At 70.1% G+C, this 19,578-nt stretch carries 15 protein-coding genes; 7 read left to right on the top strand and 8 right to left on the bottom strand.

Going from position 1 to position 19,578, the window contains the following annotated elements; translation table 11 throughout:
- Nucleotides 1-78: 78 nt before the first annotated feature.
- On the bottom strand, nt 79-663 hold the full coding sequence (locus IU450_RS14735; RefSeq protein ID WP_195150347.1) for a TetR/AcrR family transcriptional regulator: 585 nt from the start codon (nt 661-663) through the stop codon (nt 79-81).
- Between the two features lie 124 nt (nt 664-787).
- Here IU450_RS14735 and IU450_RS14740 point away from each other — a divergent pair, with 124 nt between their 5' ends.
- Nucleotides 788-1,213, top strand: coding sequence for a DUF4267 domain-containing protein (locus tag IU450_RS14740; protein WP_195150348.1), 426 nt, complete (start codon nt 788-790; stop codon nt 1,211-1,213).
- A gap of 152 nt (nt 1,214-1,365) precedes the next feature.
- Nucleotides 1,366-1,581, top strand: coding sequence for a DUF4287 domain-containing protein (locus IU450_RS14745; RefSeq protein WP_043730931.1), 216 nt, complete (start codon nt 1,366-1,368; stop codon nt 1,579-1,581).
- A 105-nt stretch (nt 1,582-1,686) separates the two neighbouring features.
- Here IU450_RS14745 and IU450_RS14750 read toward each other — a convergent pair whose 3' ends face one another.
- A complete protein-coding gene (locus IU450_RS14750) occupies nt 1,687-3,051 on the bottom strand; it encodes a cation:dicarboxylate symporter family transporter (RefSeq protein ID WP_228834546.1) in 1,365 nt (454 codons plus the stop codon).
- Between the two features lie 122 nt (nt 3,052-3,173).
- On the opposite strand from IU450_RS14750, the gene IU450_RS14755 reads away from it, so the two are divergent.
- Together IU450_RS14755 and IU450_RS14760 are read left to right on the top strand one after the other, a co-directional pair.
- Nucleotides 3,174-4,742, top strand: coding sequence for a sensor histidine kinase (locus IU450_RS14755; RefSeq protein WP_324197674.1), 1,569 nt, complete (start codon nt 3,174-3,176; stop codon nt 4,740-4,742).
- Nucleotides 4,739-5,443, top strand: coding sequence for a response regulator (locus IU450_RS14760; protein WP_195150350.1), 705 nt, complete (start codon nt 4,739-4,741; stop codon nt 5,441-5,443). Before IU450_RS14755 ends, IU450_RS14760 begins: the two co-directional genes overlap by 4 nt.
- On the opposite strand, the gene IU450_RS14765 is transcribed toward IU450_RS14760, so the two are convergent.
- The 3 genes from IU450_RS14765 to IU450_RS14775 all read right to left on the bottom strand — a co-directional run bounded on the left by IU450_RS14765 (nt 5,444) and on the right by IU450_RS14775 (nt 9,159).
- Nucleotides 5,444-6,745, bottom strand: coding sequence for a cytochrome P450 (locus IU450_RS14765; protein WP_195150351.1), 1,302 nt, complete (start codon nt 6,743-6,745; stop codon nt 5,444-5,446).
- 134 nt (nt 6,746-6,879) lie between these two features.
- Complete coding sequence (locus IU450_RS14770; protein ID WP_195150352.1) at nt 6,880-7,602, bottom strand: TIGR03089 family protein; 723 nt, start codon at nt 7,600-7,602, stop codon at nt 6,880-6,882.
- Nucleotides 7,603-7,605: 3 nt separating this feature from the next.
- Nucleotides 7,606-9,159, bottom strand: a complete 1,554-nt coding sequence (locus IU450_RS14775; RefSeq protein ID WP_195150467.1) for an LCP family protein — start codon at nt 9,157-9,159, stop codon at nt 7,606-7,608.
- Nucleotides 9,160-9,272: 113 nt separating this feature from the next.
- On the opposite strand from IU450_RS14775, the gene rfbD reads away from it, so the two are divergent.
- From rfbD to IU450_RS14790, 3 genes are all read left to right on the top strand, one after another.
- Entirely contained in the window at nt 9,273-10,142 is an 870-nt protein-coding gene (gene rfbD / locus IU450_RS14780; protein ID WP_195150353.1) for a dTDP-4-dehydrorhamnose reductase, read from the top strand.
- Nucleotides 10,143-10,487: 345 nt separating this feature from the next.
- Nucleotides 10,488-11,384 carry a glycosyltransferase family 2 protein gene (locus tag IU450_RS14785; RefSeq protein ID WP_043697026.1) on the top strand — a complete coding sequence of 299 codons (897 nt, stop codon included), beginning with the start codon at nt 10,488-10,490 and terminating at the stop codon, nt 11,382-11,384.
- Between the two features lie 39 nt (nt 11,385-11,423).
- Complete coding sequence (locus IU450_RS14790; protein WP_195150354.1) at nt 11,424-12,503, top strand: sugar phosphate nucleotidyltransferase; 1,080 nt, start codon at nt 11,424-11,426, stop codon at nt 12,501-12,503.
- 137 nt (nt 12,504-12,640) lie between these two features.
- Here the strand turns inward: IU450_RS14790 and IU450_RS14795 are convergent, their stop codons facing one another.
- The 3 genes from IU450_RS14795 to IU450_RS14805 all read right to left on the bottom strand — a co-directional run bounded on the left by IU450_RS14795 (nt 12,641) and on the right by IU450_RS14805 (nt 19,569).
- A complete protein-coding gene (locus IU450_RS14795; RefSeq protein ID WP_195150355.1) occupies nt 12,641-14,236 on the bottom strand; it encodes a carboxylesterase/lipase family protein in 1,596 nt (531 codons plus the stop codon).
- 219 nt (nt 14,237-14,455) lie between these two features.
- Nucleotides 14,456-18,226 carry an ABC transporter ATP-binding protein gene (locus IU450_RS14800; RefSeq protein WP_195150356.1) on the bottom strand — a complete coding sequence of 1,257 codons (3,771 nt, stop codon included), beginning with the start codon at nt 18,224-18,226 and terminating at the stop codon, nt 14,456-14,458.
- Nucleotides 18,223-19,569 (bottom strand): LLM class flavin-dependent oxidoreductase, encoded by a 1,347-nt coding sequence (locus IU450_RS14805; protein WP_195150357.1) that lies wholly within the window; start codon nt 19,567-19,569, stop codon nt 18,223-18,225. Before IU450_RS14805 ends, IU450_RS14800 begins: the two co-directional genes overlap by 4 nt.
- Between the last annotated feature and the right edge of the window lie 9 nt (nt 19,570-19,578).

The following is a 19,578-nucleotide window of genomic DNA, read 5'->3' on the forward strand; positions in this document are numbered from 1 at the left end:
GGCATTTACCCGTGCAAACTCGCGGCCCGCTGCGGACGACCCCTCGCTCGTCGGCGAAGGCCGCCGGCGCGGCCCCTGCTACGCCGCGCCGACGGCGGCGAGCCACTCCGCCACCAGGAGGTCCAATCGCTGGTCGCGCAACTCCGGTTGGATACGGCCGCCGCGTTCGAGGGTGGCCAGGCCGTGCAAGGTGCTCCAGGCGACCTCGGTCCGGGTGCCGAGGTCGGGCCCATCGACCCAGGGGCGGAACATGGCTTCCAGCTCGCCGAACCCCTCGCGCAGCGGCCGGGATGCCTGGAGTCCGAAGATGAGATCGGTGCTCATCAGGAACATCGCGTCGTAGAGCGCCGGATTGGCCGCGGCGAATTCCAGGTAGGCCCGCGCGACCCGGCGCAGGCGGTCCGCGTCGTCGGTGGCCTCCGCGTGCGCCTGCCGCATCACCGTGGTGAGCTCGACGAATCCCTGTTCCGCGACCGCGGAGACGATCGCCGACTTTCCCGTGAAGTGGCTGTACAGCACGGGCTGGCTGTATTCGATCCGTTCGGCGAGGCGGCGTACGGTCACCGCCTCCCAGCCCTGGGCTTCGGCGAGTTCGCGTGCGGTCTCGATGATGCGCTGCCTGCGTTCGGCCCGCTCGCGTTCCTTGCGCGTCTGAGTGCTCATGCCCTGAATTCTAGCGCCGCTAGACAAACTATCGCAGCTCGCTTAGTCTTACTATCGAATCTAGCAACGCTAGATTTCAGAGCAGAGATTTCCAGAGCAGAGATATCGAGCCAGGAGCGCCACCATGACCCTCTCCCGCATCGCCACCGTCCTGTCCGTGATCGGCGCCGCGTTCATCCTCTACATCGGGATCAGCTACCTGTTCGCGCCCGACACCATCGCTCCCGGCTTCGGCCTTCCCGCCTGGCCGGACGGTGACGCGGCGGCGTTCATGACCCTCAAAGGCGTGCGGGACACCGTCTTCGGCGTGCTGATCCTGGTCCTGCTCGGCCTGCGGCAGCGGTACGCGCTCGGCATCGTGACCTTGGTCGTCGCGCTCGTTCCGGTCGGCGACATGCTCACCGTGCTGAGCTGGCACGGTTCGGCCGCCGCGGCCTTCGGCATCCACGGCCTGACCGCCGCCCTGGTCGCGCTGACCGGCGGGCTCTTGCTCCGCGAGCACAGCCTGCGCAAGGGCCGCACGACCGCTTCGGTCGCCGCGACCGCCTGACGGGGTTGCGGGTCCGGCGGACCTCTCGACTGCGCTCGCCGCGACGAGACCTCCTCGCAGTGATCCAAATCACTTCCACCGGGCCGCCGACGATTTTTGGGAGTTCGCTCCGTCATCACCATCGAACGCACGACGAGCAAGGAGATCGACCCATGGCGACCAAGCCGCACGGCCCCGCGTCCTACTTCCCCTCTATCGAGGCAAAATACGGCCGCGCCATCGAGGAGTGGAAGGCCGCCATGCGCGACACCGGACTGACCTCGCACAAGGAACTCGTCGAATGGCTGAAGACCGAGCACGGATTCGGGCACGGCCACGCCACCGCGCTCACCCAGCACCACCTGCACCCGGAGAAGTGGGCGGCCTGACCCGGACGCCACGAAGGGCCCGCAGATCCTGCGGGCCCTTCATCATGCGCCGGGCTGCTGTCTCCCGGCCCGGCGCTGCGCCGCGGACGGACTGCCCGCCGCGCCCTACGCCTTGACCAGATCTACGGCCTCGGCCTCTTGCGTGAGCGGCGCCCCCGGCGTCCCGTGGTCGTCGTCGAGCATGGTCCGCTCGTCGAAAGGCATCTTGCGATCGAGCACCTCGCGCACCCGGTCCACGTCGACGGTCTTGGTCCAGGTGCCGATCAGCACCGTGGCGACCGCGTTGCCGGAGAAGTTGGTCAGCGCCCGCGCCTCGGACATGAAGCGGTCGATGCCGACGATCAGGCCGACGCCGTCGAGCAGTTCGGGCCGATGGCTCTGCAATCCGCCCGCCAGTGTGGCCAGGCCCGCCCCGGTGACGCCCGCGGCGCCCTTGGACGCGATGACCATGAACAGCAGTAGCCCGATTTGCTCGCCGACCGATAGCGGCTTGCCCATCGCCTCGGCGATGAACAGCGACGCCATGGTCAGGTAGATGGCGGTGCCATCCAGGTTGAACGAGTACCCGGTCGGCACGACGACGCCCACGGTCGAGCGCTGCACGCCCATGTGGTCCATCTTCGCGATCAGCCGCGGCAGCGCCGATTCCGACGACGAGGTCGCGACGATCAGCAGATACTCCCGCGCGAGGTAGCGCACCAGCTTGAAGATCGACACTCGCGAAACGCTCCACAGCAGTACGCCGAGCACACCGAAGACGAACACCAGGCAGGTCAGGTAGAACGCGGCCATCAGCGTGCCCAGCTTCACCACCGCGTCCAGGCCGGTCTTGCCGACCACGTTCGCGATCGCGCCGAACGCGCCGATCGGCGCCAGCCACAGGATCATCACCAGGATCCGGAACACGAGTTTCTGCAGCAGCGCCACGCCGCGCACGATCGGCTCGCCCGCCGTGCCCATGGCCTGCACGGCGAAACCGACCAGCAGCGCGACGAACAGCGCCTGCAGGACATTGCCGGTGGTGAGCGAGGACAGCAGCGTGGACGGGACGATGTTCTGCACGAACTCCCAGGTGCCGCCCGCGCTGTGCGCGGTGTTGGCCAGGTCGTGACCGGCTTTGGTCGATTTGGCGATATTCAGGCCGGTGCCGGGTTGCAGCAGATTGCCGACGACGAGACCGATCCCGAGCGCGATGGTCGACATGATCAGGAAGTAGCCGATGGCCAGACCGCCGACCTTGCCGACGGTGGCCGCGGCGCGCACCGAGCCGATCCCGAGCACGATCGTGCAGAAGATGACCGGAGCGATCATCATTTTGATGAGATTGACGAAGATGGTCCCCAGCGGAGCGAACGACTGCGCGACGCCGGGGGCCAGCCAGCCGACGAGGACGCCTGCGACCACCGCGACGATGACGGCCAGATAGAGCCAATGGGTGCGGTCGTGCCGCGTTCGAGTCGAGTCGCTCATAGCGAGGATTTCCCTTCGAAAGGTACCGAAGCGAGGTCGCTGACGCCCGCCAGGCAGAATGATGGTCGGCCGGGTGATCCTGGTCACTGTTTGGTGCATTACGTTCAGCGGAGGAAGAGCTTGTGAGACGCGGTCGGCTCTCCCTCGCCGGTCAGGCGTTCGTCTTCCAGTTGGTCGTGCTCGCGGTGATGATTGCGATCGGCGTGGTGCTCGCCGTGCTGGACGCCAGGCACGACAGCGACGTCACCACCACCCGCGAGGTCATCGACGTCGCGGTGAGTGTCGCCGACGCGCCCTCCACCGTGGCCGCGATCGGAGCGGCCGACCCGACCGCGCTGTTGCAGCCGGTCACCGAGGAGATCCGCCGCGAGACCGGCATGGACTTCATCGTGGTCATGGCGCCGGACCGGACGCGCTACACGCACACCAACCCGGCGATGATCGGGCTGCCGTTCAGCGGCACCATCGATCGCGCGCTGGCCGGTGAGACTTTCACCGAGACCTTCACCGGCACCCTCGGCCCTTCCATCCGGGCGGTGACTCCGGTGTACGACGACGGGCGGATCGTGGCCCTGGTCTCCGCGGGCGTCACCCGCGCGAAGATCGGCGACCAGGTCGCCACCCAGCTCCCGGTGATCCTCGGCGTCGCGGGGGCCGGGCTCGTGCTGGCCGCCGGAGGGTCGTTCCTGCTGAGCCGCAGACTGCGGCGGCAGACGCACGGGCTGGCGCCCGACGAGCTGCGCGCGATGTACGAGCACCACGACGCCGTCCTGCACTCGGTGCACGAGGGTCTGGTGGTGTTCGGGCCCTCCGGCGAGGACGCCGAGGTGGTCAACGACGAGGCGCGCCGCCTGCTCGACCTGCCCGCGGGCGACGTCCGGCGCAGCGACCTCCCGCTGTCGCTGCAGCGGATGAGCTGGGGCACCGTCCGCGACGAGATGCACGTGACCACCGACCGGATCCTGCTGGTCAACCAGGACACCGTCTCATGGGACGGCAGGCCGATCGGCACGGTGATGACCATTCGCGACCACACCGAATTGCAAGCGGTGATGGGCGAACTCGACTCCGTGCGCAGCTTCGCGGAGTCGTTGCAGGCGCAGGCGCACGAGTCCGCCAACCGGCTGCACACCGTGGTCACCATGGTGGAGCTGGGCCATCACCGGGAGGCCGTCGAGTTCGCCACCGCGGAACTCGAGCTGTCCCAGTCGCTGATCGATCGGCTGTTCGCGGCGGTGGGCGCGCCCGCGCTGGCCGCTCTGCTGCTCGGCAAGGTGAACCAGGCGGCCGAACGCGGCATCGAGCTGACGATCACCGACGACACCGCCCTGGACTCGGTGGATCCGCTGTCGCCGCACGAGACCGTGACGCTGGTCGGCAATCTCGTCGACAACGCGATCGATGCCGCGGCGAGCACCACGTCGGGCTGGGTGGAAGTCACCCTGCGCCACCAGCGGGCGGACGCCGCGAACGAGTCGCTCTACATCCGGATCGCCGACAGCGGCCCCGGCATGTCGGCGGAGATGTTCGCGCGCGCGTCCCAGCGCGGCTACTCGACCAAAGCCGACCACCACGGGCTCGGTCTCGCACTGGTCCACCGCCTGGTGGCCCGCCACGGGGGAAGCATCCGCACCCAACGGGATCCCGAGAGCGCGGTGACCGTGACGATTCCACGAAAGGAAGCGCGATGATCCGTGTCCTGATCGTCGAGGACGAGCCGCTGATCGCCGAGGCGCACCGCGCCTATGTGGAGCGCATCACCGGATTCACCCCCGTCGGTGTCGCCCATACCGGACGCGAGGCGATGCGCGCCGCCGCCGACGCCGCGGCCGAGGGAACGCCGATCGATCTGGTGCTGATGGACATCGGTCTGCCGGACGCCAGCGGGCTCGACGTCGCGGCCGCGCTGACCGGCTTGGCGCCGCGCCCGGACGTCATCGCCATCACCTCAGCGCGGGACCTGGCCTTGGTGCGCACCGCCGTGTCGCACGGCGTCGTGCTGTACCTGCTGAAGCCGTTCACCTTCGCCGCGTTCCGCGACAAGCTGGATCGCTATCGTGAGTTCCGCACCGCGCTTCCGGCCGGCGAGAGCGCCATCTCCCAGCACGACATCGACCGGGCGCTGAGCGCGCTGCGCACCCCGGACCAGCGCGCCGCCACCCCGAAGGGCGTCGCGCCGCAGACTCTCGACGAGATCTCCCGCACCGTGCGCGCAGCCGAGGGCGAGGGCGTCACCGCCGCGGACACCGCGACCTCGATCGGGGTGTCACGCATCACCGCATGGCGCTACCTGGAGAAGCTGGCCGACGACGGGTTGGTCGTGCGCCGCTCGGACTACGGCAGAGCGGGACGCCCGAAGACCCGCTACGTCTGGAAGACCACGCCCGGCTGATCAGACCGGTTCCGGCGCGGGCGCGCGCTGACCGAGCCGCACCGGCATCCGTTCGTACCCGTGCAGGGTGAACAGCGCGCGCCGCTTCGGCGCACCGTCCAGGCGCAGGTCGGGGAACCGCTCGAACAGGGCTTGCAGCGCGTAGACGCCCTCCATCCTGGCCAGGCTGGCCCCGAGGCAGACGTGCACGCCGCTGCTGAACGACAGGTGCTCCTTGGCGTTGTCGCGTCCGATGTCGAACCGCCCGGGATCGGCGAAGACCGCTGGGTCGCGATTGGCGCCCGCCAGCGACAGCACCACGGTATTGCCCGCGCGCACCCGGAAACCGTCGATCTCCACGTCGGTCAGCGCGGTGCGCGCTGTGGTCTGCACCGGGGAGTCGAAGCGCAGGATCTCCTCGACGGCGTTGGGCCACAGCTCCGGTTCTTCGCGCAGCCTTTCCAGCTGATCGGGATGGGCCAGCAGTTGTGCGACACCGTTGCCGATCAGGTTGACCGTCGTCTCGAAGCCCGCGCCCATCAGCAGGCTCGCGGTGGCCTTGAGCGCGTAGGAGTCCAGCTCGCCCGCGGTGACCAGGCTGCTGAGGATGTCCTCGCCCGGCGCACGGCGCAACCGTTCGATGTGCTGGTCGAGGTAGTCGTTCATCACCTCCATGGCCAGCAGCGCCTTGCGGTGGGCGCGCCACGGGATGCCGACGTCCAGCAACGGCGTCATCTGATCACCCCAGTCGAGGAACCTGGCCTTGTCCTCGTCGGGGAAGCCGAGCATCTCGGAGATGATCGCGATCGGCACCTGGGAGGCGAAGGAACCGATCAGATCCGCCGAGCCGTGCGCGGGCAGCGCGTCCAGCAATTCCTCGGTGACCGTCTCGACGCGGTCGCGCAGTCTGCGGATCGCGCGCGGGGTGAACGCCGAGGCGACCGGTTTGCGCATCGCCGTGTGCTCCGGCGGATCGATCACCAGCATCGACGGCGGCTCGACCGGGTTCGGCGGCAGCGGGAAGCGCTCGGCCAGCTTCTGCAGCGGCTTGGGGATGTTGAAGCTCTCCGTGGTGCGCACGCCGAAACGGTTGTCGCGCAGGATGGAACGGCACAGCTCGTGATCGAAGGTCGCCCACGCGATGGAGGTGCGCAGCAGTCTCCCCTGCCCGCGCAACCGCTCGATCAGCGGGTAGGGGTCGTCGAAGCCGTCGGGCCCGCCCATCAGTTCGGCGAACGGGTCGCCGCGGCGGGCCTGCAGCCGCAGGACGAGACGAGGCGCGCCCTGCACCGACAACCAGCGGAACCAATAGTGTGGCTTCATAGTCCAACCCCGTCGTTGTGCGATGACTCCACCGTACGGAACGGCGCCGACTTGTAAAACGTCCTCAGGTCGGATGCGGCGCCCATACCGTGGTAGGAGCCGCTACCGGGCGCCGATCGCGATCGGATCGCCGCTCACCCGCGTTGCGCGGTCACCCGTTCGGACGCGATGCGCCGCTCCCGCGCCGCGGGATCCGGATTGACCACCTGCACCAGCGAAGCGCCCGCGGCGAGCACTGCGAGATATCCGTCGATCAGTTCGGCGGGGGTGTCCCACGGCGTGCTGGACAGCACCCGGTCGCCCTCCGCGAAACCCTGGAGCACCGCCGATTTCCTGGCCTCCGCCAGCACCTCGGCGACCGGCATGCCGTCCAGTGCGACACCGGCGCCACGGGGCAGGAACTGGTCGCCGTGCACGCGCACCGAGGTGGCGAAATCGGTGACGCCCACCGGCAGGTCGCGCACCGGGGCGCCCATGGCGTCCAGCGACAGCGCCGCGACCTCGCCCGCACCGTCGGCCTCATCCAGGCGATCCGGGGTCACCAGGGCGAGATCGGCGTCGCCGTCCGGGTGCAGCACCACCTCGGTGCCCGCCCACCAGCAGCCCAGCAGCACCGCGGCGGTCTGCCAGTGCGCCGGGAGCAGAACGGCGACCCTGGCGCCCGGACTGAGGCCGAACTCGTCGCGAATCAGATTGGCGGTTTTGGCCGCCCAGTTCGCCAGTGTCGCGCCGGACAGCTCGATGCGCGCTCCGGTGGCGTCGTCGTAATAGGTGACGCGCGGGCCCGCCGGTTCGCGGGCGAGGATCGGATCGAGTACCGCTTCGGTGAGTGTGTGTACCTGGTCGATGTCACGCATGTTTCAGTTCACGCATTTCGGTCCGTTCTGGCCTGCGTCGATCGGTGGAGCGGGTGGGACTGGTGTGGCGGCGGACGACGTACCGGACAGATCGAACACCCGGCTCGCCGATGAGCCCGGACCAGAATAGTCGCTCGCCAGCACGACGCTCACCGAATCCGGCGACAGGGCCGGATCCGCGAGCACGGTAAGCCCGCCGAGCGCCTTGGCCACCGCCTGAGCCTTCGGGCTCGCGGTGTCCGCCGCGAGCACCCGGCTGCTGGTGACGCGGCCGCCGCTGTAATTGGACACCGTGCCTTGGCGAAATCCCTTGGCGCTCAGCGCCTGCGCGACCTCGGCCGCCAGCCCGCCGACGCCGCCCGCGTTGTAGACGCTGACGGTCACCGTGGCCGGATCGAAGCCCGGCTCGGCGTTGCGTGGGGCCGGCCCGTCGCCCACCAGCGAGGCGATATAGGACTTGACCGCCCTGGGCTCGACCTTGACCACGGATTCGCCGCTGCTGGTCTCCCCGTTGAGATCGGCGACCGGAATGGTCTCGAACTTCACCTGGCCGCCGGTCAGATCCTTCAACCGCTGCAGGAACGCCAGCACGTCCCAGTCCTCGTCCAGCACGATCGTCCGCCCCACCGCGTCGCTGAGTTGCTGGAGCTTGGCCGGATTGGCCAGCGTCTTCGCGCTGAGCACCTGCCGCACCAGCTGCGCCATGAACACCTGCTGGCGCACGATGCGGTCGATGTCGCCGCGCTCCAGATCGTGGCGCTGGCGCACGAAACTCAGCGCCCTCGGCCCGTCCAGGCGCTGACGTCCCGCGGGGAAACGGGCGCCGGACATCCATTCGTCGACCGGGTTCTTCAAGCACACCTCGACCCCGCCGACGGCGTCGGTGAGCAGCGCGAAGCCGAGCAGGCTCACCTCGGCGTAGTGGTCGACGGTGAGGCCGGTGAGGGCGGCCACCGTCTTGATCAGCGCCTGCCTGCCCGCCTGGGTGGACTGCCGCTCCGCGTCGGTCTCGGAAACCCCCTGCTCGGCGAGCTTCTGGAGCTGGCTCGCCTTGGTGGCGCCGTAGGCGGAGTTGATCTTGCCCATGCCGAGGCCGGGGATGCTGACGTAGGAATCGCGCGGAATCGAGATCGCGGTCGCCGAACGCCCGTCGTTGGGCACGCGCAGCAGCACGATCGTGTCGGTATTGGTGCCGACCTCGTCGCCCGCGTGCAGCATGGCCCGCTCGGCGTCCGACAGCGGGTTGCCGTGCGCGTCGGTGCGGCTGTCCACACCCACCAGCAGGATGTCCACCGCGCCGTCCCGGCTGCCGCCGAGGCCGAGATCGCCGATGCGCTCGATGTTGGCGACCAGCGCGTCGACACTGTGCCAGGCGAAACCGGTGAGCACCAGCACGATCACGGCGGCGGCCGCCGCGATCGAGCGCAGCGGACCGTAGGACCGGTCGCGTGCCCCGGTCGGACGCGCCGACGCCGATGTGCCCCTCCGCTGCGACAAGTCTGCATCCTCTCGCCGAAACTCGGTTCCCTGGCGACGCGTGCGCAACCGATCCGCCATCATGGTCACCGCTCGCCCCGCCCGGTTTCGGGATCCCCCGATAGCTCCAGGCTATCGAACGGTTATCGCGAACGGCCGCAACCGCGGACGTGGCGGCGTGCCAGACTTGCGCCGTGACCGACCCCACCGCACCCGAATCCACCACCCCCGCCCGCCTCGTCGTCACCGGGGCGAACGGACAGGTGGGCCGGGAACTGCGGCGTCTCGCTCCGGCCGCAGGCGGCTACGGGCGCGCCGAACTCGACATCACCGACCCCGCTGCCGTGCGCGCGGTACTCGCGCCCGGCGACGTGGTGCTGAACTGCGCCGCCTACACCGCCGTCGACCAGGCCGAAACCGAAACCGAGGCGGCATACGCGGGCAACGCCACCGGACCGGCCGTGCTCGCCGAAGTCTGCGCCGACCTCGGTGCCCGGCTGATCCATCTGTCCACTGATTACGTCTTTCCTGGTACCCAGGATCGGCCGTACGACACTACCGATGTGACCGGACCGACCACCGTCTACGGAAAGTCCAAGCTCGCGGGCGAACAGGCGGTGCTGAGTCGCTGCCCGGACGCACACGTGGTGCGCACCGCGTGGGTATACACCGGGCGCGGCGGCGATTTCGTCGCGACCATGCTGCGGCTGGAGCGCGAACGCGACACCGTCGACGTGGTCGATGACGAGGTCGGCTCGCCCACCTACGCCGCCGATCTGGCCGCCGCGCTGCTGGAACTGGCGGGCCGGCCGGACGCCCCGCGCGTGCTGCACGCCACCAATGCCGGGTGGGCCAGTCGATTCGAGCTCGCCCGCGCGGTGTTCGCGGCTGTCGGCGCCGATCCCGAGCGCGTCCGCCCGTGCGATTCCTCCGCCTTCCCCAGACCCGCACGGCGCCCGGCATATTCGGTGTTGTCGCCACGGGCCTGGAACGACGCCGGGCTGCGGCCACTGCGGGATTGGCGGACCGCGCTGGGGGACGCGCTGGCGCGACGGGCCGACTAGGCGCACCTCCGCCTTCGCGGCGGCCACGCACGGACCACCGACAGACGGCGTCCGACAGCACCTTCGCGGCGTACCTGCGCCTTCGCCATGGCCATGCGCGGACCACCACCGCGACGTCCGGCAGCACTTCCAAGGCGTACCTGCGCCATCACTACAGCCATGCGCAACCACCGACAGACGACGTCCGACAGCACCCCAGAGGCGCACGTCCGCCCTCGCCGCAGCCCATGCGCACACCGACAGGCCGTGTCCGACAGCACCCCAGAGGCGCACTTCGCCCCCACCGCGGCCGTGCACGGGCTATCGACAGACGACGTTCGGTCGCGCCCACTAGAGTTGGCTGTCGTGAGTGATTCCGATTCCGCCGCGCCCACCGGGCTGGCCGTCGTCACGGTGACCTACTCGCCGGGTGAGCACCTCGAGCACTTCATCACCACCCTCGCCGGGGCCACCTCGGAGAAACCCCAGGTGATCCTCGCCGACAACGGGTCGGTGGACGGTGTGCCGGAGCTGGTCGCCGAGGCCAATTCGCACGTGCGACTACTGCGCACCGGCGGCAACATCGGCTACGGCGGCGCCATCAACCGGGCGGTCGCGGAGATCGATCCGGGCATCGAGTTCGTCGTGATCGCCAACCCGGACATCCGCTGGGGCACCGATTCGATCGACACGCTGCTGGCCGCCGCCAAGCGCTGGCCGCGCGCGGGTGCGCTGGGGCCGCTGGTGCTCGAGCCGGACGGCAGCGTGTACCCGTCGGCCCGCCGGGTGCCCGGCCTGCTCGACGGCGCCGGGCACGCGATCCTCGGCACGGTGTGGAAGTCCAACCCGTGGACCCGCCGGTACCGGCAGGAGAACGAGGAGATCTCCGAGCGGGCCGTCGGCTGGCTGTCGGGGTCGTGCCTGCTGGTGCGGCGCGCGGCGTTCGACTCGATCGACGGCTTCGACTCGCGCTACTTCATGTACATGGAGGATGTCGACTTCGGCGACCGGATGGGCAAGGCGGGCTGGCACAACGTGTTCGTGCCGGACGCCGAGGTCACCCATGCCAAGGGGCACGCGGCGGGCCGCCATCCCGAGGTGATGCTGCCCGCCCATCACGCCAGCGCCTACCGCTTCCAGGCCGACCGGCATCCGCACTGGTGGCAGGCTCCGCTGCGGCTGGCGCTGCGGGCCGGACTTGCGATCCGCTCGCGTATTGCGGTTCGATCTGCCCTGCGCCAGCAGGCGCGCGACGCCGGATAGCGGCGGCGGCGAGTACGACCTTGTGAACAGGGGAGCTTGATGGCAGGAAATACAGGCACCGACGCGGTGATCCTGGTCGGCGGGCAGGGCACGCGGCTGCGGCCGCTGACCCTTTCGGCGCCCAAGCCGATGCTGCCGACGGCGGGGCTGCCGTTCCTGACCCATCTGCTCGCCCGCATCGCGGAGGCCGGGATCACCCATGTGGTGCTGGGCACGTCGTTCAAGGCCGAGGTGTTCGAGGAGCACTTCGGCGACGGCTCGGAGCTCGGCCTGGAGATCGAGTACGTCACCGAGACCGAGCCGCTCGGCACCGGCGGCGCCATCCGCAACGTGCTGCCCAAGTTGCGCGCGGACAACGTGATGGTGTTCAACGGCGACGTGCTCGGCGGCACCGACCTCGGTGCGGTGCTCGACACCCACGAGTCGACCCGGGCCGACGTGACACTGCACCTGGTCCGGGTCAGCGACCCGCGCGCGTTCGGCTGTGTGCCCACCGACGAGAACGGCCGGGTCACCGCGTTCCTGGAGAAGACCCAGGACCCGCCGACCGACCAGATCAACGCCGGGTGCTACGTCTTCCGCCGCGAGTACATCGAGAAGATCCCGGCCGGGCGCCCGGTGTCGGTGGAGCGCGAGGTGTTCCCGGCGCTGCTGACCGAGGGCGCCCGCGTCCAGGGTTACGTCGACGCTTCCTACTGGCGCGACATGGGCACTCCCGAGGACTTCGTCCGCGGCTCCGCCGACCTGGTCCGCGGGATCGCGCCCTCCCCCGCCCTGCCCGGTCAGCGCGGCGAATCGCTGGTCCACCCCGGTGCGGGCGTGGCACCGGGAGCGCTGCTCATCGGCGGCACGGTGGTCGGCCGCGGCGCCGAGATCGGCGCGGGTGCGCGCCTGGACGGCGCGGTCGTCTTCGACGGCGCGGTGATCGAGGCGGGCGCGACGGTCGAGCGCACCATCATCGGCTTCGGCGCGCGCATCGGCCCGCGCGCGCTCGTCCGCGACGGCGTCATCGGGGACGGGGCGAACATCGGCGCCCGCTGCGAACTCCTGCGCGGGGCGCGCGTGTGGCCCGGCGTGGAGATCCCCGACGGCGGCATTCGCTTCTCGACCGACGTCTGAGGCGCGCAACGAGCGGTAGCCGGAGCCGGACGGCATGACGAATCCGCACGGTCGGTGTCGAGTTGATCCAGCGCCACCGACCGCGCCGTCACGAGCATTCACTCCGATGGCGGCTTCGGCGGGTGCGAAGAGCGCGCCTAGGAGAAGCCGACGGCCTGTTGGCCCCAGGCAGTGTGCAGGTCACGGTCCGGGTCGTCGACCACTCGATCGACGCTGTCGATGAGCAGAGTGGTGCGGGCGGCGAGGCGGTAGGGCGGCCAGTGTTTGGAGCCGTCGAGGGCGGCGGGGACGCCGTGGGCGGCGAAGGCCAGCCAGCGGCGCATCATCCGGCCGGAGACCTCCATGGCCGCTCTGCGACCACCGAGCCAGAAGGTCGGGTCGAGGTTGAGCGTGCCGAAATTTCCGAAGACGTAGGGCAATTCGGTGGCGTGACCCGCGCCGACCCGGGCCGCCCGCAGCATCGGGGTGGCATAGTCGAAGCGGTACATCCAGGTCGGCGAGTGCTCGGCATGACCGTCGGCCACCCAGTGCGCCGGCATCCGGAACGCCGCGTCGGTGGACATCGCCAGCGCTCCGCGGGCCTTGTTCAGATCGGGATAGGCGGAGGTGATCTCGGCGATGCGCTCCGCGGACCACTCCGGGTGCCCCGCCGCGACGTCCCGCAGCATCGCGTTCACCGCGTCCGGGGTCACCGGCATGATCGGTGAGCGCAGCAGCCGGAACAGTGACGCCTCGTCCTTGTTGGTGCCGATGATCAGCGGCACCTGGTGGGACCGTCCCCGCTGGAACCGGTCGATCGGGTAGGTCGGCAGCAGATCGCCGTCCACCACGGGCGCGGCCGCCAGCCTGCCCGGCTCCTTCAGCGGGATCTCGTCCAGCAAGACGCCTGCGGCCGCGATGATCCGTTCGATCGGGCATTCCAGCAGTTCCTTGGCCCTGGTTCCGGGCAGTTCGATCAGCTCGAGGAATCGCTGCGCCACCGTGGCCGCCCGCTCCGGCCCGAACACCGTGGTCGCGGGCGGGCTCTGGGCGATCGCCTTGTGGAACAACCCGGCGGCGCGGGGCGCGGTGAGCAGCGCGGTGACGCACCCCGCGCCGGAGGACTCGCCGAACAGCGTGACGTTGCCGGGGTCGCCGCCGAACGCGGCGATGTTGTCGCGCACCCATTCCAGAGCGGCGATCTGGTCGTACAGGCCGAGGTTCGGCGCGAAGTCGTCGCCGAGCGAGGACAGGTCGAGGAAGCCGAGCGCGCCGAGCCGGTAGTTGACCCCCACGACCACCACGTCGCCGGTGGCCGCCAGCTTGCGCCCGTCGTAGATCTGCTGCGCGGCGGTACCGAGGCAGTACGCACCGCCGTGCAGCCAGACCAGCACCGGGCGCGGCTCGGCGTCCGGGACGCGGGCAGGATCGCCGGTCTCGGGCCGCGGTGACCAGACGTTGAGCCAGAGGCAGTCCTCACCCATGGTCAGGCCCGAGTCGATGGGGACCATCGTGCCCATGGTCTGCGGCGCGATCTGCCCGTAAGAGGTGCAGTCGCGCACTCCGTCCCAGGGCTGCGGGGGCTCGGGCGAGGCGAAACGGGCCGGGCCGGCGGGCGCCGCCGCGTACGGGATGCTGCGCCAGACGGATATCGAACCTTCGCGCAGGCCGCGCACGTCGCCGTGAGCCGTTCGCGCGATGGGCTCGGCGAAACCGTCGGGACCGGGCACCGCCTCGGAGAACTGAGCGCGCATGGCGGACCTCCTCATACTTCTTTTTCGAGAGTACGTCGAAGATCAGTACGGCAGCGTTTCGATGCCGAGACATTGCTGCGTCGGCTGCTATTCATCCGCTGTTCAGGCCCCTGTCCCAGGGTACGGTGTCGAATCGGTCACGGTGGCCGCGATCGTCCCGTGCGCCCCCTGATAGCGGAAAAGATGCTGCCGGGGTCCCGACGGAGCCGCGCATCAGGATCAGGTGGCGGCCTCCGAGCGCCGGTCCGCGACCGACGCCGGGCCGTCGCCGACATACGCGGCCCACAACCTGCGGTACGGCCCGTCCTCGGCGAGCAGTTGCGCGTGCGTGCCCGTCTGCAGCAACCTGCCCTGGCCGACCACCGCGATGAGATCCGCGTCCGCGGCGGTGGCGAGACGATGGGCGACGACGATGGTCGTGCGCCCGGCGGTGAGCACGTCCACCGCGGCCCTGACCCTGGCCTCGGTCGCCAGATCCAGCGAGGCGGTGGCCTCGTCGAGGATCAGGATGTCCGGCTCGACGAGCTGGGCCCTGGCCAGGGCGAGCAGCTGGCGCTGGCCCGCCGACATACTGCGCCCGTGGTCGCCGATCGGCTGGTAGTACCCGTGCTCGAGCGCGGCGATCATCTCGTGCGCGCCCACCGCTCGCGCCGCCCATTCGATATCGGCGGGCGTGGCCTCCGGCTTGCCGTAGGCGATGGCCGCGCGCACGGTGTCGCCGAACAGGAACGGCTCCTGCGGGACGACGCCCAGCCGCTTGCGATACTCGCGCAGCCGGTAGTCGCGCAGGTCGACACCGTCCACCAGCACGGCGCCCTCGGTCGGGTCGTAGAACCTGGCCAGCAGCTTCACCAGCGTCGATTTGCCCGCGCCCGTCTCGCCCACCAGCGCCACCTTCTGCCCCGGCTCGATCCGCAGGTCGACACCGGAAAGCACCGCCTCGCCGCGGATTTCATAGGCGAACCCGACACCGCGCAACTCGATCGCCCCCGCCAGGCGGCGCACCGGACGCGCGCCCGCGGCGTCCGGAGTGGCGACCGGCGTGCGCAGCAACTCGCCGAGCCGGTCCACGCCGACCACCGCCTGCTGGTAGCTGTCGAAAACCTGGGACAGCTGCTGGATCGGCGCGAACAGCAGGTCCACGTAGAGCAGGAACGCGATGAGCGTGCCCGCCGTGAGCACGTCCTCACGGACCTGGTGCACGCCCACCGCGAGCACGGCCGCGGTGGCCACCACCGACATGAACTCGATGAACGGGAAGAACACCGCCATCAGGAACTGGCTGCGCAGCCGCGCGTCGCGATAGTCCCAGGACCGCCGCTCGAACTCGGCCCGGTTGCGCTCCTCGCGCCGGTAGGCCTGGGTCACCTTGATGTTGTCGACGTTCTCCTGCAAGTAGGCGTTGACGATGCTGACCCGCTCGCGTGCCAGGTTGTAGGCGGGTACCGAGGCGCGCCGGAACGCCGCCGTGGACACCACGAGCACCGGAAGCAACGCCAGGACCACCAGCGCCAGTGGCGCGTCGATGACCAGCAGCGCGATCACCACGCCCGCGATGGTCACCGTGCTGGTGAGCGCGGTGGCCAGACCGGTCTGCAGGAACGCCGAGAGCCCGTCGACGTCGGTGGTCATCCTGGTCATGATCCGGCCGCCGAGTTCGCGCTCGTAGTACTGCAAGCCGAGCCGCTGCAACTGCGCGAAGGTCTTGACCCGCAGGCCGTACAGCAGCCGTTCGCCCACACGTCCGGTGACCCGCACCTGCGCGACGCTGATCGCCCAGTCCACCCCGACCACGAGCAGCGTGAGCGCCGCCGCGACCAGCAGCACGTCCCGCGTGCCCGCCAGCACGCCGTGGTCGATGCCGTAGCGCACCAGGAAGGGAATCAGCACCTGCGCCAGGGCATCCAGCCCCACCAAACCGAGCCCGGCCAGCAGCGGCAACGCGAACGGCCGCAGCAGTCGCGGCAGCGAGAACTCCGGATCCGGCGTGTGCGAGAAGGATTCGGGGACCTCGGGTTCGCCGGTCGGCGGGGGAAGGCGATCGATCAGCTCCTGCACGTCGCCGCTGGGCGGGGCCGAGGCGAGCATCCCGGGGCCCGCGGACCGGCCGATTCCGGTCGGCGCACCGGCGGCGCGCTGGGAGAACGCCTTCGCCACCTGCTCCATGGTCCGGGCGCCGTCATCATCGTCCTCGGCGGGTTCGACCCACAGCGGTGAGGTCGGCGCCTCGGGCCGGACGCGGCCCGCGTTCACGCCGATGCCCGTCACGTCCGGCGGGGTGAACAGCGCGCGGAACAGTTCGCCGGTGCTTTGCAGATCGCGCAGCGTGCCCAGTTCCGCGATCCGGCCGCCGTCGAGCACCGCGACCCGGTCGGCCAGCGCCAGGGTGGACAGCCGGTGTGCGACGACGATGGTGGTGCGGCTGCGCACCTCCGCGATCCTGGCGTAGATCTGTTCCTCGACCTGCGCGTCGATAGCCGAGGTCGCGTCGTCGAGCACCAGGATGGGCGCGTCGGTGAGCAACGCGCGGGCCAGCGCGATGCGCTGGCGCTGTCCCCCAGACAGCCGCTGGCCGCGCTCGCCGACCCTGGTGCCGAGTCCCTCGGGCAGCGCCGCGACGAACTCGTCGGCCGCCGCGAGATACAGGGCGTGCCATACCTGTTCGTCGGTGGCGGCGGGGCGTCCGTAGGCCACGTTGGCCCGGATGCTGTCGGCCATCAGGTGGGTGTCCTCGAACACCATCGCCACCTGGGCGCGGGCGTCGGCCAGGTAGCGGATGTCGACGCCGTCGAACAGGATCGCCCCGCCGTCCGGGTCGACCAGGCGCGGCAGCAATTGCACCAGCGTGGTTTTGCCGCTGCCCGCCCCGCCCGCGATGGCGATGGTCTCGCCCGCCTCGACGGTCAATTCCAGTCCGTGGAGCACCCGCGTGCGGTCGTAACCGAAACCGACGCCGCGGAACTCGACGCGCGGCGGTGCACTGCCGCGCACCGAATCGACCTGTGGGCGCCGCACCGGCGCGGGCGCCTCGATCACCTCGCGCACTCGGTCCAGCGATGCCTTGCCCTGCTGGCTGACCGTCAGCAGCATGGCGAACTGCCGGATCGGGCTGACGAACGAGCCGAGATAGGTCATGAACGCCAGGAAGGTCCCCAGCGTGATGGACTGCGACAGCGCGAGCAATCCACCGGCCACCAGGATCAGCGCCTGCCCCGCCGCGGGCACGGCCTGCATGGCCGGGGTGAACCGGCTGGTGAGCCGCGCGACGCGCAGCCGGGAGCGGTACAGCTCCCGCGCCTGGGCCGCGAGCCCGTCGAGTTCGTGCCGTTCCTGGCCGAACCCCTTCACCACGCGCACCCCGGCGACGGCCGCCTCGACCTGCATGGCCACCTCGGCCGCGCGGGCTTGCGCGTCCCAGTTGGCGGGGAAGAGTTTGCGCTGGCTGCGCCGAGTGATCACCCACAGTGCGGGGACCACCAGCAGCGCGATCACCGTCAACGACGGGGACATCAGCGTCATCAGCGCCAGCGCACCGGCCAGCAACACGACGTTGCCGGTCACCATCGGGATGAGCTGCAGGAACATCTGGATCAGCGTGACGTCGGTGATCGCCCGGCTGACCACCTGTCCGGTGCGCAAGTCCGCCTGCTCGCGGCCGTCCAGCCGCAGCAGCGCGGCGAACAGGTCCCTGCGCAGATCGTGCTGCACGCCCAGCGACAGCTGGGAAGACGCCACCCGGCGGGTGAACGACGACCCGAACCGCGCCGCGCCGACGACGAGCAGCAGCGTCACCCACGGCGCCACCGACGCCGCGGTCGTGCTGAGCGTGTCCACCACGTGCCGCACGATGAGGGGCAGCACCGCCGTCAGCAGCGCCGCCGCGAGCGCGCCCGCGCCCGCGGCCACGACCAGGCGGCGGTGCTCGAGACAGCGGCGCAGCAAGTACCGGATCCATCCCGGCTGGGACGGATCCGGCGCCGCCGAGCTCATCGGGCGACCGCGAGCGAGTCCGCGCTCTCGTACTGGTTGACCGGCCGAGCCAGGCCGTAGTGCCCACGCAAGGTGGTCTCGGTGTACTCGGTGCGGAACAGTCCGCGCTGCTGCAGGATCGGCACCACCTGGTCGACGAAGCGCTCCAGTCCGGAAGGCAGCACGGCGGGCATGATGTTGAACCCGTCGGCGGCGCCCTCCCGGAACCAGTGCTCGATGGTGTCGGCCACCTGCTCGGGCGTGCCCGCGAACGTACGATGCCCGCGCCCGCCGCCGAGCCGGCCGATCAGCTGGCGCAGGGTGAGCCGTTCGCGCCGAGCGAGATTCACGATGAGGGTGAACCGGCTCTTGGCGCCCTGGATGTCGTCCTCGGTGGGCAGGTCCTCGGGCAGCTCGCTGTCCAGGTCGAGTTGCTCGATGGGCAATTTGAAGTGCGCGGCCAGCTGGCGGCGCGCGTACTCCGGCGAGATCAGGCGCTCGAGCTCGGCGTCCAGTTCGCGCGCCTGCTCCTCGGTGTCGCCGATGACGGGCACGATGCCGGGCAGGATCTTGATCGTCTCCGGATCGCGGCCCAGGGCGACGGCGCGCTGCTTGAGGTCGGTGTAGAACGCTTTGCCGTCCTCGAGCGTCTGCTGCGCGGTGAATACCGCCTCCGCGTAGCGGGCGGCGAAGTTCTTGCCGTCCTCCGACGAGCCCGCCTGCACCAGCACCGGATAGCCCTGCGGCGAGCGCGGCACGTTCAGCGGCCCGTCCACCTTGAAGAACTCGCCGTGGTGGCCGATCTTGCGAACCTTGCCCGCGTCGGTGTGGATGCCCAGCGCCTTGTCCGCGACGATGGCGTCGTCGTCCCAGCTGTCCCACAGCTTGGTGGCCACCTCGACGAACTCGGCGGCCTTCTCGTACCGCAGCCGGTGGTCCGGAGTGTCGTCCAGGCCGAAGTTGCGCGCCGCGTCCGCGCCCGCGGTGGTGACGATGTTCCAGCCGACCCGTCCGTTGCTCACCCAGTCCACCGAGGAGAACCGGCGCGCCAGGTTGTAGGGGTCGTTGTAGCTGGTGGACGCGGTGGCGATCAAGCCGATCCGGCTGGTCTGCACAGCCACCGCGGTGAGGATCACGGTCGGCTCCAGCTTGCCGCTCGGCCTGCGGCCCGGATCGCCCATCAGCACCGGGCTGTCGGCGAAGAAGATCGAGTCCAACTTGCCGCGCTCGGCGGTGCGGGCCAGCCCGACGTAGTAGTCGATGTCGGTGTGCGCGTGCGGATCGCTCTCCGGCAGCCGCCAGGCCGCCTCGTGGTGACCCACCGACATCAGGAACGCGTTCAGATGGAGTTGTTTACCGGACATGGTCGGGTC

The sequence above is a fragment of the Nocardia abscessus genome, assembly GCF_015477775.1.
Classification (GTDB): Bacteria; Actinomycetota; Actinomycetes; order Mycobacteriales; family Mycobacteriaceae; genus Nocardia; species Nocardia abscessus_A.